At 70.7% G+C, this 20,761-nt stretch carries 16 protein-coding genes; 11 read left to right on the forward strand and 5 right to left on the reverse strand.

Annotated elements, in window-relative coordinates; genetic code table 11:
- Positions 1-75: 75 nt before the first annotated feature.
- Both OO52_RS01765 and OO52_RS01770 read right to left on the reverse strand, forming a co-directional pair.
- Complete coding sequence (locus tag OO52_RS01765) at positions 76-2,754, reverse strand: LuxR C-terminal-related transcriptional regulator (RefSeq protein WP_030639739.1); 2,679 nt, start codon at positions 2,752-2,754, stop codon at positions 76-78.
- A gap of 90 nt (positions 2,755-2,844) precedes the next feature.
- Positions 2,845-3,381: a hypothetical protein gene (locus OO52_RS01770; RefSeq protein ID WP_031027645.1), complete on the reverse strand. Its 537-nt coding sequence runs from the start codon at positions 3,379-3,381 to the stop codon at positions 2,845-2,847.
- A gap of 436 nt (positions 3,382-3,817) precedes the next feature.
- Here OO52_RS01770 and OO52_RS01775 point away from each other — a divergent pair, with 436 nt between their 5' ends.
- The 8 genes from OO52_RS01775 (at position 3,818) to OO52_RS01810 (ending at position 14,212) form a co-directional block, all read left to right on the forward strand.
- The gene (locus OO52_RS01775) at positions 3,818-4,276 is read left to right on the forward strand and encodes a hypothetical protein (RefSeq protein WP_030937997.1); all 459 of its coding nucleotides are present in this window, start codon (positions 3,818-3,820) and stop codon (positions 4,274-4,276) included.
- A gap of 30 nt (positions 4,277-4,306) precedes the next feature.
- Positions 4,307-5,581, forward strand: coding sequence for a hypothetical protein (locus tag OO52_RS01780; protein ID WP_030639734.1), 1,275 nt, complete (start codon positions 4,307-4,309; stop codon positions 5,579-5,581).
- Between the two features lie 25 nt (positions 5,582-5,606).
- The gene (locus OO52_RS01785) at positions 5,607-7,037 is read left to right on the forward strand and encodes a Dyp-type peroxidase (protein ID WP_030639732.1); all 1,431 of its coding nucleotides are present in this window, start codon (positions 5,607-5,609) and stop codon (positions 7,035-7,037) included.
- Positions 7,034-8,197, forward strand: coding sequence for a hypothetical protein (locus tag OO52_RS01790; protein ID WP_030639730.1), 1,164 nt, complete (start codon positions 7,034-7,036; stop codon positions 8,195-8,197). Before OO52_RS01785 ends, OO52_RS01790 begins: the two co-directional genes overlap by 4 nt.
- Positions 8,198-8,307: 110 nt before the next feature.
- The gene (locus tag OO52_RS01795) at positions 8,308-8,697 is read left to right on the forward strand and encodes a hypothetical protein (protein WP_030639728.1); all 390 of its coding nucleotides are present in this window, start codon (positions 8,308-8,310) and stop codon (positions 8,695-8,697) included.
- A 55-nt stretch (positions 8,698-8,752) separates the two neighbouring features.
- Positions 8,753-10,567, forward strand: a complete 1,815-nt coding sequence (locus tag OO52_RS01800) for a peroxidase family protein (RefSeq protein WP_030639726.1) — start codon at positions 8,753-8,755, stop codon at positions 10,565-10,567.
- A gap of 74 nt (positions 10,568-10,641) precedes the next feature.
- Positions 10,642-13,554, forward strand: coding sequence for a hypothetical protein (locus OO52_RS01805; RefSeq protein WP_037628407.1), 2,913 nt, complete (start codon positions 10,642-10,644; stop codon positions 13,552-13,554).
- Positions 13,555-13,810: 256 nt separating this feature from the next.
- Positions 13,811-14,212: an STAS domain-containing protein gene (locus tag OO52_RS01810; RefSeq protein ID WP_158712467.1), complete on the forward strand. Its 402-nt coding sequence runs from the start codon at positions 13,811-13,813 to the stop codon at positions 14,210-14,212.
- Positions 14,213-14,318: 106 nt separating this feature from the next.
- Here OO52_RS01810 and OO52_RS45980 read toward each other — a convergent pair whose 3' ends face one another.
- Positions 14,319-15,770 carry a sensor histidine kinase gene (locus tag OO52_RS45980; RefSeq protein ID WP_051818137.1) on the reverse strand — a complete coding sequence of 484 codons (1,452 nt, stop codon included), beginning with the start codon at positions 15,768-15,770 and terminating at the stop codon, positions 14,319-14,321.
- A gap of 81 nt (positions 15,771-15,851) precedes the next feature.
- On the opposite strand from OO52_RS45980, the gene OO52_RS01820 reads away from it, so the two are divergent.
- Positions 15,852-16,565: a response regulator gene (locus tag OO52_RS01820; protein WP_048910536.1), complete on the forward strand. Its 714-nt coding sequence runs from the start codon at positions 15,852-15,854 to the stop codon at positions 16,563-16,565.
- Here OO52_RS01820 and OO52_RS01825 read toward each other — a convergent pair.
- On the reverse strand, positions 16,543-16,938 hold the full coding sequence (locus OO52_RS01825) for a response regulator (RefSeq protein WP_324606059.1): 396 nt from the start codon (positions 16,936-16,938) through the stop codon (positions 16,543-16,545). The two genes, OO52_RS01820 and OO52_RS01825, sit on opposite strands and share 23 nt — an antisense overlap.
- Before the next feature lie 524 nt (positions 16,939-17,462).
- On the opposite strand from OO52_RS01825, the gene OO52_RS01830 reads away from it, so the two are divergent.
- Both OO52_RS01830 and OO52_RS01835 read left to right on the forward strand, forming a co-directional pair.
- Positions 17,463-18,539 carry a PP2C family protein-serine/threonine phosphatase gene (locus OO52_RS01830; protein WP_234337879.1) on the forward strand — a complete coding sequence of 359 codons (1,077 nt, stop codon included), beginning with the start codon at positions 17,463-17,465 and terminating at the stop codon, positions 18,537-18,539.
- A 37-nt stretch (positions 18,540-18,576) separates the two neighbouring features.
- A complete protein-coding gene (locus tag OO52_RS01835) occupies positions 18,577-20,172 on the forward strand; it encodes an ATP-binding SpoIIE family protein phosphatase (RefSeq protein WP_051816247.1) in 1,596 nt (531 codons plus the stop codon).
- Here the strand turns inward: OO52_RS01835 and OO52_RS45985 are convergent.
- On the reverse strand, positions 20,133-20,318 hold the full coding sequence (locus tag OO52_RS45985) for a hypothetical protein (RefSeq protein WP_030639710.1): 186 nt from the start codon (positions 20,316-20,318) through the stop codon (positions 20,133-20,135). The genes OO52_RS01835 and OO52_RS45985 overlap by 40 nt on opposite strands.
- Between the last annotated feature and the right edge of the window lie 443 nt (positions 20,319-20,761).

Raw genomic sequence — 20,761 nt, forward strand, 5'->3', positions numbered from 1 at the left:
CCGGCCCCGGTCACGGCACCGCTTCACCCGTGGGAGGTGACACCGCCTGCCGCGCAGACACCGCGAAGCGTTCCGTCACAGGAGCCCCAGTTCCCGCGCGCGGCGCACCGCGTCGTGACGCCGGTTCACGGCGAGTTTCCGGTAGGCGCTCTTGAGATGGGTCTTGACCGTGTTGACCGACACATACAGGTCGGCGGCGATCTCCTCCGTCGACATCAACTGCGCCAGTCGGCACAGGACGTCGCGTTCGCGCCCGCTGAGCTGCTCGACGACAGGAAGCACCGGCCGATCGCCGGTCCGCGCCGGGTCCCCGGGACTAGCGGGACCGGAGGGCAGCCAACCGTCGGCCAGTGCGTCCAACGGCACACTGCGCAGCCACGGCGCGGCTTCCACGAAGGGGCGTCGCAGCCGCTCGCGTCGGGCGTCCCGCAGCGCCCGGGAGACGAGCCCGCGCTGGGCGGCGTAGTCTCCGCCCTCGCCTGCCAGCCGGGCTCTGAGCAGTGTGGCCCGTACGGTGACGGCGGGGCCGAGGTCGCCGTGCGGCCGCACTCCGTCGAGCAGTTCGGCCGCAGCTCCGGGTCTGCCCGCGGCCAGCTCTGCCTGCGCGGCTCCCACGAGGCAGACCGGTTCGCCGCCGGGCGCTTCCTCCAGCAGCTTGACGGCCATCTCCGGACGCCCCTCGGCGAGGTGAGCGGCGGCGGCCACGGACGCCGTGTGCGCTTCGGCCCAGGGGCACGGCACGTCGGCCACGACGGCCAGGTCCGCCGCTTCGAGCGCGGCCTGTGTGTCCCCGCGGGCCAGCAGGACCCGCCCGGTGACGATCGCCCGCGCCGCTTGCGTCACCGGGTCACGCGGCGGGCACCGCGTGTCCACCGCGGCGTCGAGGAGCACCTGGGCCCGGTCCAGCTCGTGGCGTTCGACCGCCACCGCGGCCAGGACCAGTGATGCCAGCTCCGGCCCGGGCGCCGAAAGCGGGCAGGCCCGGTCCGCCTCGGTGACGGCGGCCGACGCCTTGCGCTCGGCTCTGCCCGGCCGGCCCTTCAGGTAGTCGATCAGGGCCAGGTGGCCGAGGCACTCCTGACGTGCCTGCGCCGGTGCCCCCGCCCGGCCGGAGTCGACCACCGTGGTCAGGGCCGCCTGGGCATCCCGGATCCGGCCCGCCCACAAGCGTGCCGAGCCGAGGTGGGTCAGCAGGAGCGCGATCAGCTCGGGGTGCGCCTCGAGAAGCCCGCCGGGCACTTCGCGCCGGAGCTCCTCCGCGGTCCGTGCCGCCGCTTCCGCCCGTCCCGGCGCGCCCGCCAGACGCGCCGCCAGAGCTTCCAGGAAGGCCCAGCTCAGCCGGGCCGCGGCCAGGTCGGCCGGATCGCTCTCGGACGGTCCGTTCCGCGGCTCCAGGGCCCGTGCCGCCCGTCGCAGGCGGGAAGAACCGCGCTCGACGTCGCAACGGGACAGATCGCGGGCCGCGCGGACGAGGTCCGTGGCCGGACTGGTGGGCTCGGGTCCCATGCACGAGATCAGCCGGGACAGATCATCGCGGTGGAGGCCGGTGAAGACCTCCCCGATGGCGAGATCGCCGATGAGGGCACCGGCGGCGGTCTCCCAGTCCTGCGCAGCGGCTGCGTGGCCGAGCGTCTCGCCGAGTGACCCCGAGCGCCGCAGCCAGTGCGCCGCGCGGCGATGCAGTTCGGCTTCCAGCCCCGGGGAACGTACCCGGAGGTGGGCACGGAGGATCTCCCCGAACAGCGGATGGAGACGGAACCAGCCGCGCCCGAGGTACTCGACGAAGGCGTTCTGGCGGTGCAGATCGGTCAGGACGCGTTCGGCGTCGGTGCGCCCGGTGAGGGCGTTGGCGAGATCGGGGCTGAAGCGATCGAGGACACTGACCCGCAGCAGCAGGTCCTGCGTCTGGGGCGTCTGCCGCTTGAGCACCTCGGCCAGCAGGAAGTCGGCGATCGTGGTGCGGTCGGCCTCGAACTCCTTCAGATACGTCCGCTGGTCCGTCTCTCCCCGCGCGGCCAGCGCGCACAGCCGCAGCCCGGCTGCCCAGCCCCGGGTCCGCTCCACCAGCGCGCCCACGTCGCCGGCCGGGAGACGCAGGCCGTGCAGCGCCAGGAGCTCGGCTGCTTCGTCGGGGGTGAAGGCCAGCTCGGCGCCCCTGATCTCCGTGACGGTGCCGGCCGCCCGGTAGCGGTGCAGCGGGAGGAGGGGCTCGGTGCGCGTGACGAGAACCAGGTGCATGCCGCTGCCGGCCTGCTGGAGGACGAAGTCGAGCTGGTCCGCGATCTCCGGGTCGGTCACGCGATCGTATTCGTCGATGATCAGGGTCACCGGGGCCTTGCGGGCGCTCAGCTCGGCCGCGAGCCGCGTGAGCAGCCTGTCGTCCGCGCGGCCGGCTTCGGCGGGGAAACCGACGTCGGCGGACGGTGGCACGCCGGCGAGGTGCAGGGCCTTCAGGAGGTACGCCCAGAAGGTGCCGCCTCCCCTGTCCGCCACCTGGGCGGTGAGCCAGGCGACGGGACCGTCCTGGGCCGAGGCCCAGTCAGCGGTCAGCAGCGTCTTTCCCGCCCCCGCGGATCCGTGGACCACCGTCAACGGCGTCAGCAGGGCCTCGTCGAGGTGAACGACCAGCCGGTCGCGCCGCAGGAACGTCACGGAACGCGTCGGTACGGCGAACTGCGTCCGGAGAAACGGATCCCCCCGGGGGTCGGCATGCGAGGGGGCCGGCGCCGGTCCGTTCCTGCCCGGTACGGCCATGCTGCTCACCACCACTCGTGATCGTCGGGGCCGCGGACGACGTTCCTCCTCGCCACCAGAGTGTTCCCGCGGCGTCGAACGAAACGGTGCTCATGGCGGCGTCTGGTCTCGCCGCTCCTCGCGAAGGTGCGTCAGTGGGGAAGTCCGTGGGCTGAGGCGGGTGGTGAGTCGGTGCTTCGCAGCGGCTGTCAGGTCGTCGAGACACCACTGAAGCCGGTTCAGGTCCGGGGCGAACTCCCCCTCCGCCACCTGGCCCAAGACGGTGGTGACCTCCTGGTCGAGGCCGGCCATGGCCGAGCGAACCTCGTCACTGTCGATGTCCTTCCAGGCGATGTCCCAGACCATGTGACACTCGTCGCTGTGCCTGACGGCTTCCTCCTGGATCCGGCGCCGATGCTCGGTCGAGTCCGACGCGCGGACCGACTGCGGTAGCCCGGCCACCCAGTCCCTCGTCGCACACACGCGCGTGAACTGCTCGTGGACCGCTTGTCGCTGCGCTTGAAGTCCCGACTTCTCGTCTCGGTGCCGCTGTCCCAAGGTTCTGATCACGAAGTGAGCCGCCGCTCCCAGAAATCCTCCGCCAAGGGCGCCGCCCAGGCCGGCGAGCGCTGTTTCAAGCCTGATCACGCCTCCCAGTGAACGGCTTGCCGTGGTGCGTCCGGCGTTCCACGCCGAACGCATCACCCGTTGTGCCCGCAGGGGGAACGCGGTCGGTGGAGCGATGTCGAGGAGCCCCGCGGCCTTCCGGCCGTGCGGATCCCACGCGTATGCACACCTGATCACCCGTCAGTGATGTCGGCGTCGTCGGCGTTCGTCCGACCGCCGCCGCTCGTCGGACGAGGAGGCGTGTTCCGAGGAAACGCCTGGACAGGCCTGATGGCTAGTTCACGATTCAGCCATCTTTGGCGGGCCCGACCCTCACACTCATCGTGCGCGTGCCCCCCGCGGCTGTCGAATCGCAGGGCCGTCGGGATGCCGAGGGCGGGCGAGCGGAAATAGGATGGCCGTAGCGACGGTGCACGAAAGACACGTGCCCGCGGCAGTGGGCTCATGGAGGTGCACGATGAGCCACGCCACCGACATTCGCACGAACCGGCTGCTGGACATGTCGCGGCCCGAGCTCGACCGGTTGTTCCGTTACTCCCCACCCGGGGAGATACCCCGGGGAAAGGGCCTGGGGACGGTACTCCTGGGACTCGACCCGAAGATGAACGCCCTGGCCGCCGTGCTGGCACGCCGTCTCGCGTGGCAGGGCAAAGTCTTCGACCCCGACGGCCGTGGACTGCGCAATCTCGTCTCGCCGTTCGGGATCCGGGCGGTGCGGGCGCGGGTCTACCGGGACCAGAGCTGGTCGGACCAGGGCGCCTGCATCGTCCTCGACTACTCGCGCACCTCGCTCGTGGCCCACTGGATCCGGGACGAGATCCGCAGCGTCGGGCAGGGGGTCTACCTCGGCAACGTCTACTGGGGGCGGCGCAAAGTCCTGGATTTCAGCCTGACGTTCGGGGACGCGCGGACCTGAAGTCCTGAGCGGAGGCGGAGGTGCTTGAAGATGCCGTATCAGACGGCGGTCACCGTCCAGGCCGCCCTGCCGCCGGACCGGGTCGCCGAGGTGCGGGAAGTGCTGCACGAGGCCGGCCCGAAGAGTACGGCAGGGGAGTTGTTCCCCTTCGCCGAAATACCGGGCATCCACTTCGCACGCGTCGTCCTCGTTCCCGAGGGACCCGGCGGCGCCACAGCGGACATGCCGCCCAGCGTCGTGTACATGAGCGAGGTGGACGGGCCCGTGGAGGCGCACCTCACCGATCTCGTCCGCAAGGCGGGAGACGGCCTGGACCGCGTGTTCGGGCACTGCGCCGGATATCCGGCGGACGGCTCCCCGGACGCGGCGCGCATCGACTGGCTGCGTTCCCATGTGGTGCCCTGCGCCGCCTTCTACGTCAACACCGTCGGCAGGGGGCGGCAGCAGATCGAGCAGGAGGCCCTGCTGCGCGAGGTGATCGAGGAATTCCTCGACCGGAACGGACCGGCCCTGGCCGACCGGAGTCCTGTGGAGATCAGGGCCGCCGTCCAGGACCACGTCAGCGGTCGCGAGGACCTCGCCTGGGCCCGCACCGGGCCCGCGCCGTCCCCGCTCGGGTGGCGGATCCGCCGGGCCGCCCACCTGGTCGGTGTCCCGCTCGCCGGCCTGGTGCTGCTGCCGCTGCTCGCGGGCGCCCTGCCGGTCTGGGCCGTCCTGCTCAGGCGGCACGAGCGCCGCGACGTCCCCGACGACGCCCGTCCGAGCCACGACCGCATACGCGAACTCGCGGGCTGCGAGGATTTCGTGGCGCAGAACCCGTTCACCGCCGTCGGCTCCGTCAAGGCCGGACCGTTCCGGCGGATCACGCTCACCACCGTCCTGTTCGTCGTGGACTACGGCGTACGCCACATCTTCGACCGGGGTGACCTCGCCGGGGTCAAGACGATCCACTTCGCCCGCTGGCTGTTCGTCGACGGGAAACGGCGGGTGATCTTCGCCAGCAACTACGACGGCAGCCTCGAAAGCTACATGGACGACTTCATCGACAAGGTGGCCTGGGGGCTCAACGCCGTCTTCAGCAACGGCCTCGGCTATCCACGGGTGCGGTGGCTCCTGCTGGACGGTGCCAGGGACGAGCAGGCCTTCAAGAACTACCTGCGGTGCCACCAGGTGCCGACGCAGGTCTGGTACTCCGCGTACGACACCTCGACCGCGCACGACCTCGACATCAACGCCCGCATCCGGGCAGGCCTCTTCGGGCACCTCGGCCCCGCCGAGACGGAGGCCTGGCTCGCCCTGTTCTGAAGGGCTCCGAAGGAAGGGTGACACCATGACGACGCCACTGGAACTCGACGACATCCAGGGCCTGGTCACCCGCGGCTACCGCACCCTGACGTCGGCCTCCTTCCTGGTGCTCGCCACCGCCGGGCCGGCGGCCACCGCCCGCGCCGCGCTGGGGCGGCTGGCGTCCCGCGTGACGAACGGCCTCTCCGACCCCTCGGACACCGCGGTCAACGTGGCCCTCACCTCGGACGGTCTGCGGCGCCTGGGACTGGAGACACCCGAACTGGACCGGTTCCCGTACGAGTTCGTCGTAGGCATGACCGATCCCGACCGCAGCCGCTTCCTCGGGGACGTCGGGGAGAACGCCCCCCGGCACTGGCAGTGGGGTGGCCCGGCCGGTCCGCCCGTGCACGTCCTGGTGATGCTCTACGCGCGCGACGGGCAGGGACTGCGGCAACTGGAGGACGAGACACGCCGGGAGGTCCTGGCCCCCGGCGCGTTCACCGAGACCGTACGGCTGGGCACCGACGAGCTGACCGGCCGTGAACCCTTCGGCTTCCGTGACGGCATCTCCCAGCCCCTCGTCGAGGGCCTGCCCAAGGCCATGGCGGCGGCCCCCGTCGGTGACACGGACGGTGAGCAGGTGGTCAGGGCGGGGGAGTTCGTCCTCGGTTACCCCAACGAGTACGGGCTGCTGACGGACCGCCCGCTGCTGCCGCCCCGCTACGACCCCCTCGGCGTGCTGCCCCGCACGCCCGAGGGCGGCGCCGACATCGGGCGCAACGGCAGCTACCTGGTCTTCCGGCAGCTCCGCCAGGACGTCGAGGCATTCCGGGACTACCTCGACGCGGAGACACGGCGCCCCGACGGCAGCAGCGACCCCGCCGCACAGGAGGCACTCGCCGCGCGCATGGTGGGTCGCTGGCCCGGCGGCGCACCTCTGGTCCGGGCGCCCGACCACGACGACCCCGCACTGGCGACGGACAACGGCTTCGGCTACCACGCCACGGACCCGGCCGGTCTGCGCTGTCCGCTCGGCGCCCACATCCGCCGGGCCAACCCCCGTGACTCCCTCGATCCCCGCCCGGGTTCCGCCGATTCGGTCGCCGTCGGACGCCGCCACCGGCTGCTCCGCCGCGGCCGGCCCTACGGTCCCGACGGCACGGACGACGGCCCGGACGCACGCGGACTGCACTTCGTCGGACTGAACGCCAACATTTCCCGCCAGTTCGAGTTCATCCAGCACACCTGGCTCGACAACCCGAACTTCAACGGGCTCCACGACGGCCCCGACCCGATCCTCGCGCCGCGCCAGGAACGCCGTGCCACATTCACCGAGCAGGCCAGGCCGTTCCGCACCCGTCACCTCGGCCTCCCGCAGTTCGTCACCGTTCAGGGCGGCGCCTACTTCTTCCTCCCGGGCCTGAAGGCGCTGCACTACCTCTGCACGGCCGTACCCGGGGGTGGACGGCGGTGAACGCCGGGCGGCGACTCAACGACGCGCTCCTGGGATGCGTCCTGCTGGAGCGGCGCATCGACCCCTACCTGCGCCCGCTGTTCGACCGGACCCTCCTGCGTCCCCTCCAGGCCGCCGTGCAGTGGTGCGTCAACGTGCGCCGCCGGGACGAGCGCCTGGGCCTCGCCGAAGAGCGGGCCGTGCCGGGCGAGGCGGCTCTCGCCGAGGCCATCGCACAGCAGATGACCCGCTTCGTCCGGCGCCAGTACCGGCCGGGCCAGGCCCAACGGGCCGGCAACACCAAGACCTACGGGGTCGTCCACGCGGACTTCACCGTCCGCGACGACCTGCCCACACGGCTGCGGCACGGTGTGTTCCGCACCCCCGCCACCTACCGCGCCTGGGTCCGCTTCGCGGGTCCCGGCCCCCTCGCGCCGCCCGACATCAAGGACAACGGGATCCTCAGCATCGGCGTCAAACTCCTCGGCGTCGGCGGCGAGAAGCTGCTCGACGACGAGCGGTGGACCCAGGACTTCACCGGCATCAGCGCGCCGACCTTCACCACGCCCGACGTCGTCGAGAACCTCAGGCTCCAACGGCACGTCTTCGCGGGCACCCCGGTCCTGTACTTCCTCGACCCCGCGCACCCGCACCTCTGCGACATGATCATGCAGGGGCTGTACGCGAAGACCCAGACCAGCCCGCTGGAGGCCCGCTACTGGAGCTGCGCACCGTACCTCCTCGGGGCGGGCCAGGCCATGCAGTACTCCATCGTGCCCCGCGAGCGGACCCGCAGCCGGGTGCCCTTTCACCCGCCCGACGACTACCTGCGGCAGGCCCTGGCCACCGCACTGCGACAAGGCGACGTCTACTTCGACTTCCTCGTCCAGGTGCAGACGGACGCCCACCGGATGCCGGTCGAGAACGCGTCCGTGGTGTGGCCCGAACGCCTCTCGCCGTTCGTGCCGGTGGCCACCCTGCGCCTGTTCCGGCAGGAGTGCGATGCGGCGGACCAGTTCGCCCGTGCCGACCGGCTGTCCTTCAACCCCTGGCACGCCGTGCCCGAACACCGGCCGCTCGGCAACCAGAACCGTGCCCGCCGCACGATCTATCTGCGGCTCGCGCGGCTCAGACAGACCATGAACGGCACGCCGCACCAGGAGCCCGGAGAGGAGGGATGACAGGCCGGCGGCCGCCCCGCGACCCCGACGGGCGCATCGGGACCGCATCCCATATCGTAGGAACCAGGGCGTGAACATCCTCTGGATGCCCGCCTGGAAGGGACGCTGAGATGGACGTGCGGACAGCCGCGCGCGGTTCTCTGGCCGTCATCCGACTGGTGAACGGCGCAGCGGCGCTGGTGACCCCGCAAGTGATGGCCCGCCGTCTGGGCGCGGACCCCGGACAGCCCGCCCTGGTCTACGTGCTTCGCATGTTCGGCGTGCGCACCGTTGTCATCGGAGCCCGACTGCTGTTCCCCGCGGACGCGGACGAACTCGACCGGGAGCTGCGGACCGGCACGCTCATCCACGCGAGTGACGCCCTGGCAGCCGCCTGCGCCGGCCGCGAGGGCCTGCTCCCGCGCCGCATGGCCGCCGCGGCCACGGCGATCTCGACGGTCAACGTCGCCCTGACCCTCGTCGCCCGGGGGTGGCCGTGCCGGCTGCCGGACGTCCGCTGACGCCGTAGCCGCCGCGCCGGGCCTCCCGGGATGGGACGCCGGAAGGAATCCCCTCATGAGCACAGCACCACAAGGCCGGGCCCCCTGGTTCGTGCAGCTGCACGACCGGCTGGCGGTCGCCGTCGACCACAAGGTCGGCTGGCAGCGCCTGCCCAAACCCCTCGGTCTGCTGACCCTCGTCGGCCTGCGGGACAACCTGCGCCGCAAGAACCTCTTCGACACCGGCTCCTACCCGTCGCGCGACCTGCCGGAGGTCGGCCCCCCGAACGTGCAGAACCTCACGGGGCGCACGGCCGACGGCACCTACAACGACCTGGCCGACCCCCGCATGGGCATGTCCCGTTCGCGCTTCGGCCGGAACGTGCCGCCGGAGCAGGCCTTTCCCGAACCCGAGCCCCGCCTTCTCTCCCCGAGCCCCCGCGAGGTGAGCCGGGCCCTGCTCACCCGGCACGAGTTCGTCCCGGCGGAGTCCGTCAACGCCCTGGTCGCCGCCTGGCTCCAGTTCATGGTCAGGGACTGGGTCAGTCACGGGCAGGGCACCATGGACCGCCCCTGGCACATCGACCTGACCGACGACGACCCGTGGCCGACACCACCGATGCTCATCCCGCGGACCATCCCGGACCCCACCCGCCCCGACGGGCACGACGGTCTGCCGCCGACCTATCTCAACGATAACTCGCCCTGGTGGGACGCGTCCCAACTGTACGGGAACAACCTGGACGAGCAGCGGTCGCTGCGCACCGGCGAAGGCGGCAGGCTCCGGGTCCCCGACGGCCCGCTGTTCCCGGACGACCCGGACAAGGACCCGGCGGCGATTCCGGGCTTCTGGGTGGGACTGGCCATGATGCACCTGGTCTTCCTGCTCGAACACAACGCGATCTGCGACGCGTTGCACGACGCCTACCCGACGTGGTCCGATGAGGAGCTCTTCCAACGGGCACGGCTGATCACGGCGGCGCTCCTCGCCAAGATCCACACCGTGGAATGGACCCCCGCCGTCCTCAGCCACCCGACGACCGTCACCGCCCTGCACACCAACTGGTACGGCCTGCTGGGCGAGCGCCTGCACAGGCTGCTCGGCAGGGTCAGCGGCAGCGAGGTGCTCAGCGGCATCGTGGGCGGGCGCACGGACCACTTCGGCGTCCCGTACTCGCTCACGGAGGAGTTCGTCGCCGTCTACCGTATGCACCCCCTCATCCCGGACGACTGGAGCTTCCGGTCGGCCGCCGACGACTCGCTCCTCCAGGAGGCCACCTTCCGGGAACTGACGGGATGGCACGCCTACGACATCCTCGGCAAGCACACCCTGAGCGACCTGCTCTATTCCTTCGGCACCTCGCACCCGGGACTGGTGACCCTGCACAACTACCCCCGGTTCCTCCAGGAGTTCCAACGGCCCGACGGCAAGCTCATGGACCTCGGGGCCGTCGACATCCTGCGCTCGCGTGAAGTGGGTGTGCCCCGCTACAACGAGTTCAGGCGCCAGCTCCACCTCCGCCCTGCCCAGGACTTCGACACCCTCACGGACAACCCCGTCTGGGCCGAGGAACTGCGCCGGGTCTACGACGGGGACATCGAGCGCGTCGACCTCACGGTGGGCATGTTCGCCGAACCCCGCCCACAGGGCTTCGCGTTCAGCGACACGGCCTTCCGCGTCTTCGTCCTGATGGCCTCCCGCCGCCTCAACAGCGACCGGTTCCTCACCGAGGACTACACGCCGCAGGTGTACACCCGGACCGGCCTGGACTGGATCGAGAACAACACCATGACCAGCGTGTTGCTACGGCACTTCCCGGGGCTGCGAGCGTCCCTGCGGTCGGTGGACAACGCCTTCGCCCCGTGGGCCGCGGCGGGGGCCCCGCGGTGAGACCGGAGACGGACGGCGGAACGCGCGGTCTGCCGGCCTCGCGGGGAGACGCACGCCCCGCACCGCTGTCGCGCGTGGTCGGTTGCACCCTGGCCGTCGTGGCCCTCGCCGTCTTCGGTGCGGGACTCTGGATCCGCAGCCGTGCCCCGGCCGTCGACGACGTCGGGCTGCAACTGGCCGGGGACGCCCGTGCGGCGCACACCCTCGTCGGCGGCCGGACGGCCGACTTCCGTACGGCACTGACGGCCGACTTCGTCCTCATAGGGACGTACACCGTCAGCACGGTGCTCGCGTTCTGGCTGAGCGGCCGCACCATCGCGGTGCGCATGAGACACAGCTCCCTGATCGTGTACGGCATCGGCGCGGCCGTCGCGGCGTGTGTGTGCGCCGTGACCGAGGAACTGCTGCTTCTCCATGCGCTGAGCGGCGCGGACTGGGCGTTCGCGTGGGCGGCGGGCTTCGCGACGGTCAAGTGGCTGCTGCTCGTCGTCACCGTGCCGGTCGCCGCGGTCCTGGTCGCGATCGTCCTCAAACGGGCCGCGTTCCACGGCTGTGCCCAGCGCAGGTACGCCAGGGAGCGCGCCCGCCACGGGACCTGCGTATGCGGAGGCAGGCACGGAGGCGACACGACCGGCTCCGGCCCCGACGTCGTCGCTCCCTGGCCCGTTATGGCGTGGGGCCGGCGGCGCTGGCCGGGGACGGCGCGCGGTGACCCTCCCCGCTCCAGGGCGGCGCGCTGGGAGAACGGCAGCCGGGTGCCGCCCGGCCGGGAACAGGGCGGCCTCGGCTTCTGCGTCTCGGGCGGCGGCATCCGGTCGGCCTGCGTCACCCTGGGCGCGCTACAGGTCCTGCGCCCCCAACTGCGCAGGGCGCGCTACCTCGTGTCGGTCTCAGGAGGCGGCTACACCGCGGGTGCCCTGCAACTGGCGCTGGCCGGGGCGGGCCAATTCCGTGGGGAGGACCGGTACCGGGCCGGTTCCGGCGACGTCTTCATGCCCGGCACGCCGGAGGAGGACCACACCCGCCGGCACTCGAAGTACGTCGCGGAAGGCACCGGCCAGTGGCTGGCCGCCATCGGTGCCGTCCTGCGGGGCCTGCTGGCCTCCCTGGGGCTGCTCACCGCCACCCTGCTGGTCGTCGGGCTCGCCCTGAGCTGGGGCTACCACCTCGTCCCGCTGGCGGACCCGACCCGGCTCCCGGGCTTCCGGGGACCCGCGCTGTGGGCCGTTTTCGCCCTCCTGTGCTGCGCGGCCGTGTTCTGGTTCCTCTGGCTGGTGTCCTTGTGCCTCGCCAGGCAGTTCCTGTCGGGCGTGCTGAAGAAGACCTTCCTCACCTTCGTGGTGGCGGGCCTGCTGCTGGCCGTCGTGGTGGTCGTCCTCCCCGCCCTCGAGTGGGCGACGGCGCGTCTGTGGACGCTCCATGCCCCGGCGACCGCGGTGAGCGGCGGAGTCGTGGGGCTGCTCACCTATGTGACCGTGCTGGCCGGCACCACATGGCGGCGCATTGAGTCCACCGAGCACGCCGTCCAGTCCGCCAGGCGTACGCGACTGGTGCGGACCATGCCCGTCGTCGGAAAGTATCTGCTGGTATGGGTGGTTCTCCTTGTGGTGGCAGTGGCCTCGCTGCTCATTCTGGGCGGGGCGATCCACGTCGGGCGGACATGGCCCGCGGCCGTCCAGATCGGCCTTCCCGTGGTCCTCTGCGCGGTCGCGCTGAGCCTCGACCAGACGTGGACGAGTCTCCACCCCTTCTACCGCGCCCGGCTGGCATCCGCTTTCGCCGTCCGCCGCAAGACCGATCCGGACGGTGAACAGCTCGCGGTCCCCTACGAGTTCGACGAACCGACGCCGCTTTCCTGCTACGGCAGGCGGCACCCCGGCTTCCCCCAGGTCGTCTTCGCGGCGGCGGCCAACCTGTCCGGCGACGACCGCACACCGCCGGGGCGGCACGCGGTGTCGTTCACCCTGTCGTACGACTACGTCGGCGGTCCGGACGTCGGGTACGCCCGGACGGACGTCCTGTGGAACCGCACCAGACCGGTCATCCGCAAGGACCTGACCGTCGAGTCGGCCGTCGCCGTCTCCGGCGCGGCCTTCGCCTCGGCCATGGGACGCCAGGCGCGTGCCTTCCAGACACTGTTCGCGATCTCCAACGCCCGGCTCGGCACCTGGCTGCCCAACCCCGGTGTGCTGGGGGCCCTTTGGGACGAGCGCGCCGACTGGGGACTGCCCCCGATGCCCGGCATCCGCCGCCTGCCGTACCTGCTGCGGGAAGTGTCCGGGCGCTACCCGTTGGACGACCGGATGCTGCTGGTCACGGACGGCGGCCACTACGAGAATCTCGGCCTGGTCGAACTGCTCCGGCACGGCGTCACCACCGCCGTGTGCGTGGACGCCAGCGGGGGCTCCGGGGCCTTCGCCCCCGCTCTGGGCGAGGCCATCGCCCTGGCCCGGGAGGAACTCGGGGTCGAGATCAGGATCGCGCGCGAGGACTGGCAGAAGCTCGTTCCCGGCAGCGCCTCTCCCCTCACACCGCAGCCGAACCAGCCGCCCCAGCCGAACCAGCCGGCCCAGCCGGCCGCGCCGAACCCGCTGGCGGCCCTCGACCTCCGGCTCTCGGCCGACGCGGTGGCCGAGGGCGAGATCATCTATCCGCGCGCATTGGTGGACGAACGCGGCCGAACGCTGGGGACGCGGGGACGGCTGATCGTCGCGCGGGCCACGCTGACCGCGGACATGCCCTACACACTTCTCGCCTACGCCCAGGCCAACGGGGCGTTTCCCCACGACGGCACCAGCGACCAGTGGTTCGACAGCCGGCGCTTCGACGCCTACCAGGCACTCGGCCGCTGGATCGGCGAGCGGGTCGCGAAACTGCTCCCGACGGAGGGCGGCACCCCCCGGACCGGATGGCGGGGTGCCGGAAGTCCGGCCGCCGAGCAGCAGGACCCGGTGCACTACGGGTGGGCGGGCGGAACGCTGTCCTGAGCGCGAAGAGCCGTACGGTGGCCCGGGGGTGCACACGCTGCTGCCGGCCGCCATCGGCGGTGCCATGACCTCAATGCCTGGTGGCTGGCGGGAGGTGTGCGGTGGGGGCTGGCTGCAATGGCGGTGGGGGCTGGCTGCAATGACTGAGCCGTAACTGTCTTCCTAGCGTGGACGTGTTGGCTGATCTGGCCGGACATTCCTTCGCAGGTTCTGCCATCCGTTGTGACTCGACACCCTCTGAGAACGGGAAACGCAAGTGAAAGCCGTCTGCACCGTCTTTGTCGGAACCTCACCCATGGTGGTGAATGTTGCCGGTGAACTGGACATCGCGACCGCCGCCCATACTGACGCCATCCTTACGGCCGCGACCGGCGGTACGCATCCCGAGGTCGTCATCGACCTGAGGCAGGTGACCTTCGTGGACTGTGCGGGAGCGCGCCCCCTGATGGCCGCCGCACGCCGCATCCATGAGGCCGGGGGCTCGCTGACCCTGCTGGCCGGTCACCCCATGGTGGTCAAGGTCCTGCGCTTCAACAATCTGATTCCTGACGCGGCGGCGTCATCCGACGGTGCCGTCCCGCCCCGGCATCTCCCCGCGTACCCGCTCGCCGTGCATCGCTGCGACCACCGCTGTCGCGCGCTGGCGGAGGAATGCTGACGGTGCCGGAACCCGTCGAGCGCGAGGTCGACGACGGCCCCCGCGGGCTGGTGCACGCATCGGTGCACCAGCCTCAGCACAGCACGTTCGGCCCGTCCGCCTCCTCCTACTGCGCCACGTCCGTGGGATACGACCGCGTCACGGGAAGGCGCGCTTCCAGCGTGGTTCCCTGACCGCTGGGGCTGTGCAGGGTGAGGGTCCCGCCCAGGGCCCCTATGCGGTCGGTGAGGCCGACCAGGCCCGAGCCCTGCCCCCACACGGCCCCTCCGACGCCGTCATCGCGAACGGACAGGCGCAGGACGTCGTCGCTGACATGCGCGGAGATGCGAACGCACGACGCGAGGGCGTGCTTGGCCGTGTTGGCCAGCGCCTCCGACACGACGTAGTAGGCCGCCACCTCCACCGGCTCGGGAAGTCGCTGGGGGACGTCGATGTCGAGTTCGACCGGAACCAGTGAGCGACGGGCCAGCGCCCGGAGCGCGGGGACCAGCCCGCCCTGCGAGAGGATCGCTGGATGAATGCCGCGGGAGAGCTCGCGCAGCTCGTCGAGCGCCGCCAGCAGCGATTTGGTGACCCGGGCCATCCTGGCCTTCAGCTCCGGTTGGTTCGCGGGTACGGCGCCCTGGGCGGCCCGCAGTTCCAGCACCAGGGACACCAGCCGCTGCTGGGTGCCGTCGTGCAGGTCACGTTCGATGCGTCGCCGGGCCTCGTCGGCGGCTGCGAGGATCCTGCACCGTGAGGTGGACAGTTCGGCGTGGCTTTCCTGGAGCGAGTCGGCCATCCGGTTGAAGCTGCGCTCCAGCACACCGATCTCACCGACCCCTGTCTCAGGTGTGCGTGCGTTCATGTCGCCGCCGGCGAGCCGGCCGGCCATGGCGGCTGCCTGTCGCACGGGATGCACGACCGCCCGGGTGACGTAGCCCGCGTAGCCGATGACGAGCACGACCGATCCGGCCAGACCTCCGACGGATGCCATGACCGCCTGGTTGGCGATCCCGGCGGCGCGTTCCTCCCGGGCCGCCGCGAGCTTGCGTTCGGTGAGCACGATGCGGTGGCACTCGTCGCGGACCGCCGCCACGCGCCGGTCGTTCTGCACGCCCGGGGCCGCGGTCCGCATCGTCGCGCGGTCCTGCTTCGCGACCTTCATCAGCGGCATGGAGTATTCCTTGATGATGTAGGCGAAACCCGCCTGCTGGACCTGCTCGGTCCTGATCCGCTGGGCGGAGTTGGCCAGGTGGGTCAGTGTTTCGACCTCCTTGGGCAGGGCGGCCTGGGCAGCCTGCCAGCGCTTGATGAACCGCTCGCGCCCGGTCAGTTCATAGCCGCGCAAGTCCGCCTGGAGACTGAGCGTTCGGCGCTGCACCTGGTTGGCCGCCAGCAGCAGTTCCTCGGATCGCTGCGCGAGCCGCTGGGAGGCGCGCAGATCCACACTCGAGCGGAACAGGATGACGAAGGCCGAGCCGATGAGGAGCAGGAGGAAGCCACTGGCGACGACCACGCGGCGCACGAGATCGCCGTTCGCGCCGGTCCCCAGGGCACGGAAGGCGAGCGGACGCACGTTTCCTCCGTGGCGTTGACCAGGTTTTGCGTGGGCCACTGGCAGGTGCCCACCGGACGAGACGCAAGGACAATGGTAGGTATGACGTCAGGGGGCTCGACGTCCCCTGCTGGGGACGAGCCGAGCGACAGCGGACCAGCCACGACGGACCTGCGGGTCGTCCTGGCCGAGGACGATGTCCTGTTCCGCGAGGGGCTGGCCAGTTTGCTCCAGGGTGCGGGTTGTGCGGTCGTGGGGCAAACGGCCGATGCCGTCCAGCTTCTCGACGCGGTCAGGCAGGCGAGGCCGGACCTGGTCGTGACCGACATCCGGATGCCGCCTGGTCAGGGCACCGAGGGGCTGGACGCAGCCCGCACCATCCGGCAGGAGTTCCCCGAGATGGGAATCCTGGTCCTGTCGGCGTACGCCGAGGTGGAGCGGGCGCTGGAACTCCTGGAGAGCGGCCACGGTGTTGGTTACCTGCTCAAGAGCCGTGTCAGCGACCTGCAGGACTTCCTGGAGGCCATGCACCGGATCGCCAGGGGCGGGTCGGTGGTGGACCCCGCCCTGGTGCAGGAGCTGGTCTCCGCCCGCCGTAGGGAGGATCCGCTGGCGGTACTCAGTACGCGGGAGCGCGAGGTGCTGGAACTGATGGCCGAGGGCCGCTCCAATGCCGGCATCGCCCGTCGTCTGTGGGTCACCGAAGGAACGGTGGAGAAGCATGTGCGCAGTATTCTCACGAAGCTGAACCTGCCTGAGACCGACGACGATCACCGTCGGGTCAGGGCCGTCATCACGTTTCTCGAGGCTCGATGAACGAGTCGTCCTGGTGATTGCCGTCCTCCTCGGCGAGCAGAGTCCGAATGGCGTCGCCTGACAGAGCGGATTTCGCCAGGAACCCGGCCGCCGCGCTCTCCTCGATCACATCGCCGTAATCCTCCTCGGCGTAATTAGAAATCAAAATGACCGGGGGAGGGGAGGGGTCGGTCTCGTGTTGCAGTCGGCGGGTCAACTCCAAACCGCTTTCGGTACCCAGATCGATGTCCACCAGTACGACCTCCGGCCGGAGCCGCTCAACCTGCCGCAGTGCCTGCCCGCTGTCGGCTGCCACGCCCACGACTGCTATTCCCTGCCCCTCGAGCAGGCAGCGGGCGGCTTCGAGGAAGTGAGGGCTGTCATCGATGATCACGCAACGCAGCATGTACCCAGCATCCCGGGCGGACACCCGGTCGGCATTACCGCTAGCTGTAGCCCTTTCCCAGGTCGGGCGGGGGAAAGTCGGCGCCATCGTGCACGTGGGTGGCAGGATCGTTCTCCGTGTGGTCCGAAACTCGGCTCAGGGCCCGACGTTCGAATCTCGTAATGAATGAATCAGGCTCGCGATCTTGACGCGCACGTCTCCGGTGTCGCACATTGGAGTCCGCATAGCGGAAATGGTTTCTCGGAATGCGACAAGAATGTGACAAGGATGCGGTAAGAATGATGAGCCCGTGAGTGATCTGCACCCGTGTCGCCACCCCGCGTAGCCGCCATGACGTACGAACCGTGACCACAGGACCACCCATGAAATTCCTCGCTCGCGGTGTCCCGGCGCCTGGTCCCGACGGCCGCAAAGTCCCTCTCGTCCAGGGGCTCGGACACCACTGGGAAGATCGCTTCCAGCGTCGCCTCACGAGTCGCGGTCGGCCACCGGCCGAAAGCGCCCGAGCGCAGGTGGGACTACCGCTCCTGCTGATCGCGGCGATCACCCTCGCGGCATCCTTCGCCCCCCTGGCCATTCACCTCTCACCGCTCCTCGTGGCCGCCCCCACCTGCACCGTGGCGTTCGCACGAACCCCGGTGACGGTCGTCATGGCTCTGGTCGCCAGTGCGGCCGTGGTCCTCGTCGACTGGCACGACGGTCTGTTGCATTCGGCGCTCTTGCCCCTCCACATCGGCGCACTGCTGGCGGTCTCCGGCTGCGCCATCGTCGCTCGCGCACTGCATGACCGCGATCTGAGAGAACTCACGCAGGTCCGGGCGGTGTCCGAGGCGGCCCAACGGGTCTTGCTGCGGCCCATACCCCGCACATTGGGCTCCCTGCGCATCGCGTCGATGTACCGGGCGGCCACTGCGCACGCGCTGGTCGGCGGCGACTTGTACGCCGCCGCCCGCATCGGATGCACGACCCGCATCCTCATAGGTGACGTCCGCGGCAAGGGCCTGCTCGCCGTCGAGGACGCCTCCGCCCTGCTCGGTGCCTTCCGCGAGGCTGCCCATGAACACGAGACCCTGCCGGAGCTGGCGGCTGCCCTCGAACGCAGCGTCCGCAGGCACCTGGCCGAGATGACGGAACGCGACCCCGACAGCGGCGAGCGTTTCATCACCGCGCTGCTGGCGGAACTCCCCGACGGAGAGGAGACCGTCCGGATCGTCAGCTGCGGGCATCCCCCGCCGCTGGTGAGGCAGCGCGGCCGAGTGAGCCTCCTGCGCGTAAGCCGGCCGGCCCCGCCACTCGGACTGGCCGGAAGCACGACGGACGCCTTTCCCCTGCACGCCTTCGCTTTTGCCCCCGGAGACACGTTGTTGCTCTACACCGACGGACTCGTCGAAGCCCGGGACAGCAGCGGGAACTTCTATCCCGTTCTCGAACGCGCCGCCACCTGGGTGTGGAGTGGCCCACACCGCCTCCTGCAGCACATCAGCCAAGACCTCGACAGTCATGTGGGTCCCCGCCTGGACGACGACCTCGCCCTGGTGGCCGTCCACTGCCCCACCCGTTCACTGCACCACCTGGACGCACCCACATGACCTGCACAACGCCCATCATGAAAGGACAGTGACCAGGATGACCACTGTACGTCGCCTGGCCTGGCAGCCGTGCTCGCTGCTGGTCGCCTACCTCGGTGCGACCTCCGCGGTACAACTGGTGGCATCAGCCGGTGGTTTGGTCCGCTGGTCCGAATACTCGATACTGGCGCCCCTCGTGGCCGCCGGCCTGCTTCCCCTTCGGCGTACCCTCGCGATCGGCGTGGCGACCCTGGTCGCCAGCGTGGCCGTCTACGGCTTCGCGATCCGTGGGGTGTCCGACGGAGGGCGCACGGTCGTGATCACCGCGGCCGCGCTCTCACTCGCGTTGAGCCTGATCATGTGCCGGAGGCGCCTGAGCCTGCAACATCGCGTGTCCACCCCGGTGGAGCGGCCCGCGCGGGGCCTCGACAGCCCACGGATCAGCTCGGACGCGAACCGGGCGGTGGACGATGTCTCCGGCGACACGTTTCCGTTCTCGATGACCAGCACGCACGCCGGTCTGCTGCCGCAGCCCGCGGCGTTGGAGCTCGCCGGTTGCTGTGCGGCTGCCGACGACACCGTGCGGGCCGAAGCCCACTGGCTCGACGCGATACCACTGCCCGGCGCCCGGGTCGCGCTCGTTGCCGGTTCCGTCGCCGAAGACGGGAGTCCCGCGCCCGCCCTCGCCCCTGAACTCCGCGCCGCGGTGCGCACGCTGGCCGCCATGGACCTGCAACCGGAGGAGCTCCTCGCCCACCTGGCGCACGTACTGACCGGACTGCGGCTCGGCGGCGAACCGACCCGGCACAGCGAGGACGTATCCGGTGTCACCGTGGGTTGTCTGTACGCGGTCTACGACCCCGTCACCGGCCGCTGCACCCTCGCCAGCGCCGGCTACCCCGCGCTGACCGTCCTCCAGCCGGACGGCGTGATCACCACCGTCGACATTCCCGCCAACCCTCCCCTGGGACCCGCGGCATCGCCCATAGAGGCCACTGAGGTCGATCTCCCGGATCGCAGCCTGCTCCTGCTGCACGCGCACACGCCTTGGACACCCGACCCGGCAGCCGGGGCCGGCCCGAGCACGCTGCCCGAGGCGGGCCTCGGATCACCATCCCGCCTGACGTCTCTGAGCCGGTCCGCCCTCAACGCGCTGCTGTCCGACAGGCGTTACGCCCACGCCGGCGTGCTCGCGGCCCGCACCCGCACGTTCGACAGCGACAACGTCGCCTCCTGGGACCTCGCGGACGACCTTGCCGCCGTCTCCCAGGCCCGTAAGCACGTGTGGGCGAAGCTGACCGCGTGGGGACTTGAGGACGCCGCACCCACCACGGAGCTCATCGTCAGCGAACTGGTCACCAACGCCATCCGTCACGGCGGCCCGCCGGTCCAGTTGCGCCTCATCCGCCAAGGTGCCGGACTGACCTGCGAGGTCTCCGACGGCAGCAGCACCTCACCGTACCTGCGGCAGGCCAGCACCTTCGACGAGAGCGGCCGGGGACTGTTCATCGTCTCCCAGCTCGCCCAGCGGTGGGGCACACGCCATGGTTCCCGCGGCAAGACCATCTGGGCGGAACAACAACTGCACACATCCGAAGAGGCCATGGCCGACGGTCACCACACATCGGTGTCCCCGGTCCGAGAGACGACCTGACTCGACCTCGCCCGTCCCGACAGCAACTCGAAGGCGTCGGCCAGCTCCTGGCCGCCCTGGCCGGTGGAGTGCCAAGCGGGCAGCAGTCCGACTGCCTCGGCGTGGGCCTGCTCGATGGCCAGGTGCTGCTTCTCCATGACGGGCACGACGGCCGCCGCCTCCTCACCTCCATGGTGTGTGTGCAGAACGCGGCACACAAGGTCCGCGTGCGCGCCGACGACCTCGCAGCGCGCGGTGTCGCCCTGGGCGACACAGAACGATCCTGCTGGGCGACGGCACGATACTGGCGACTTCACGGCTGTGAGGGTGACCGTGGGTGAAGGATCCGGCCCGAGGAGAACGGGCCGAGCGTGACGTCGGCAGCATCGGGCAAGTGGGTGGCGGGATCGCTCCGCCCGCTCCCTACGACGGTAGGGTGGATTCGACGGGTGACTGCAGGATCAGGTCCCAGCGGCGGGCCGGAACCGCATCAGCGACGACTGCCGTAACCCGAGCTCCGCCGGCGCGCCGCGCGACGATGCTGCGGCCATGGCCGACCGGATCGACGCACTGTCAGTTGCCGCGTCGCCTTTGTCGCAGAGGAAGAAGC

This window comes from Streptomyces flaveolus (assembly GCF_000716535.1).
Lineage (GTDB): Bacteria > Actinomycetota > Actinomycetes > Streptomycetales > Streptomycetaceae > Streptomyces > Streptomyces flaveolus_A.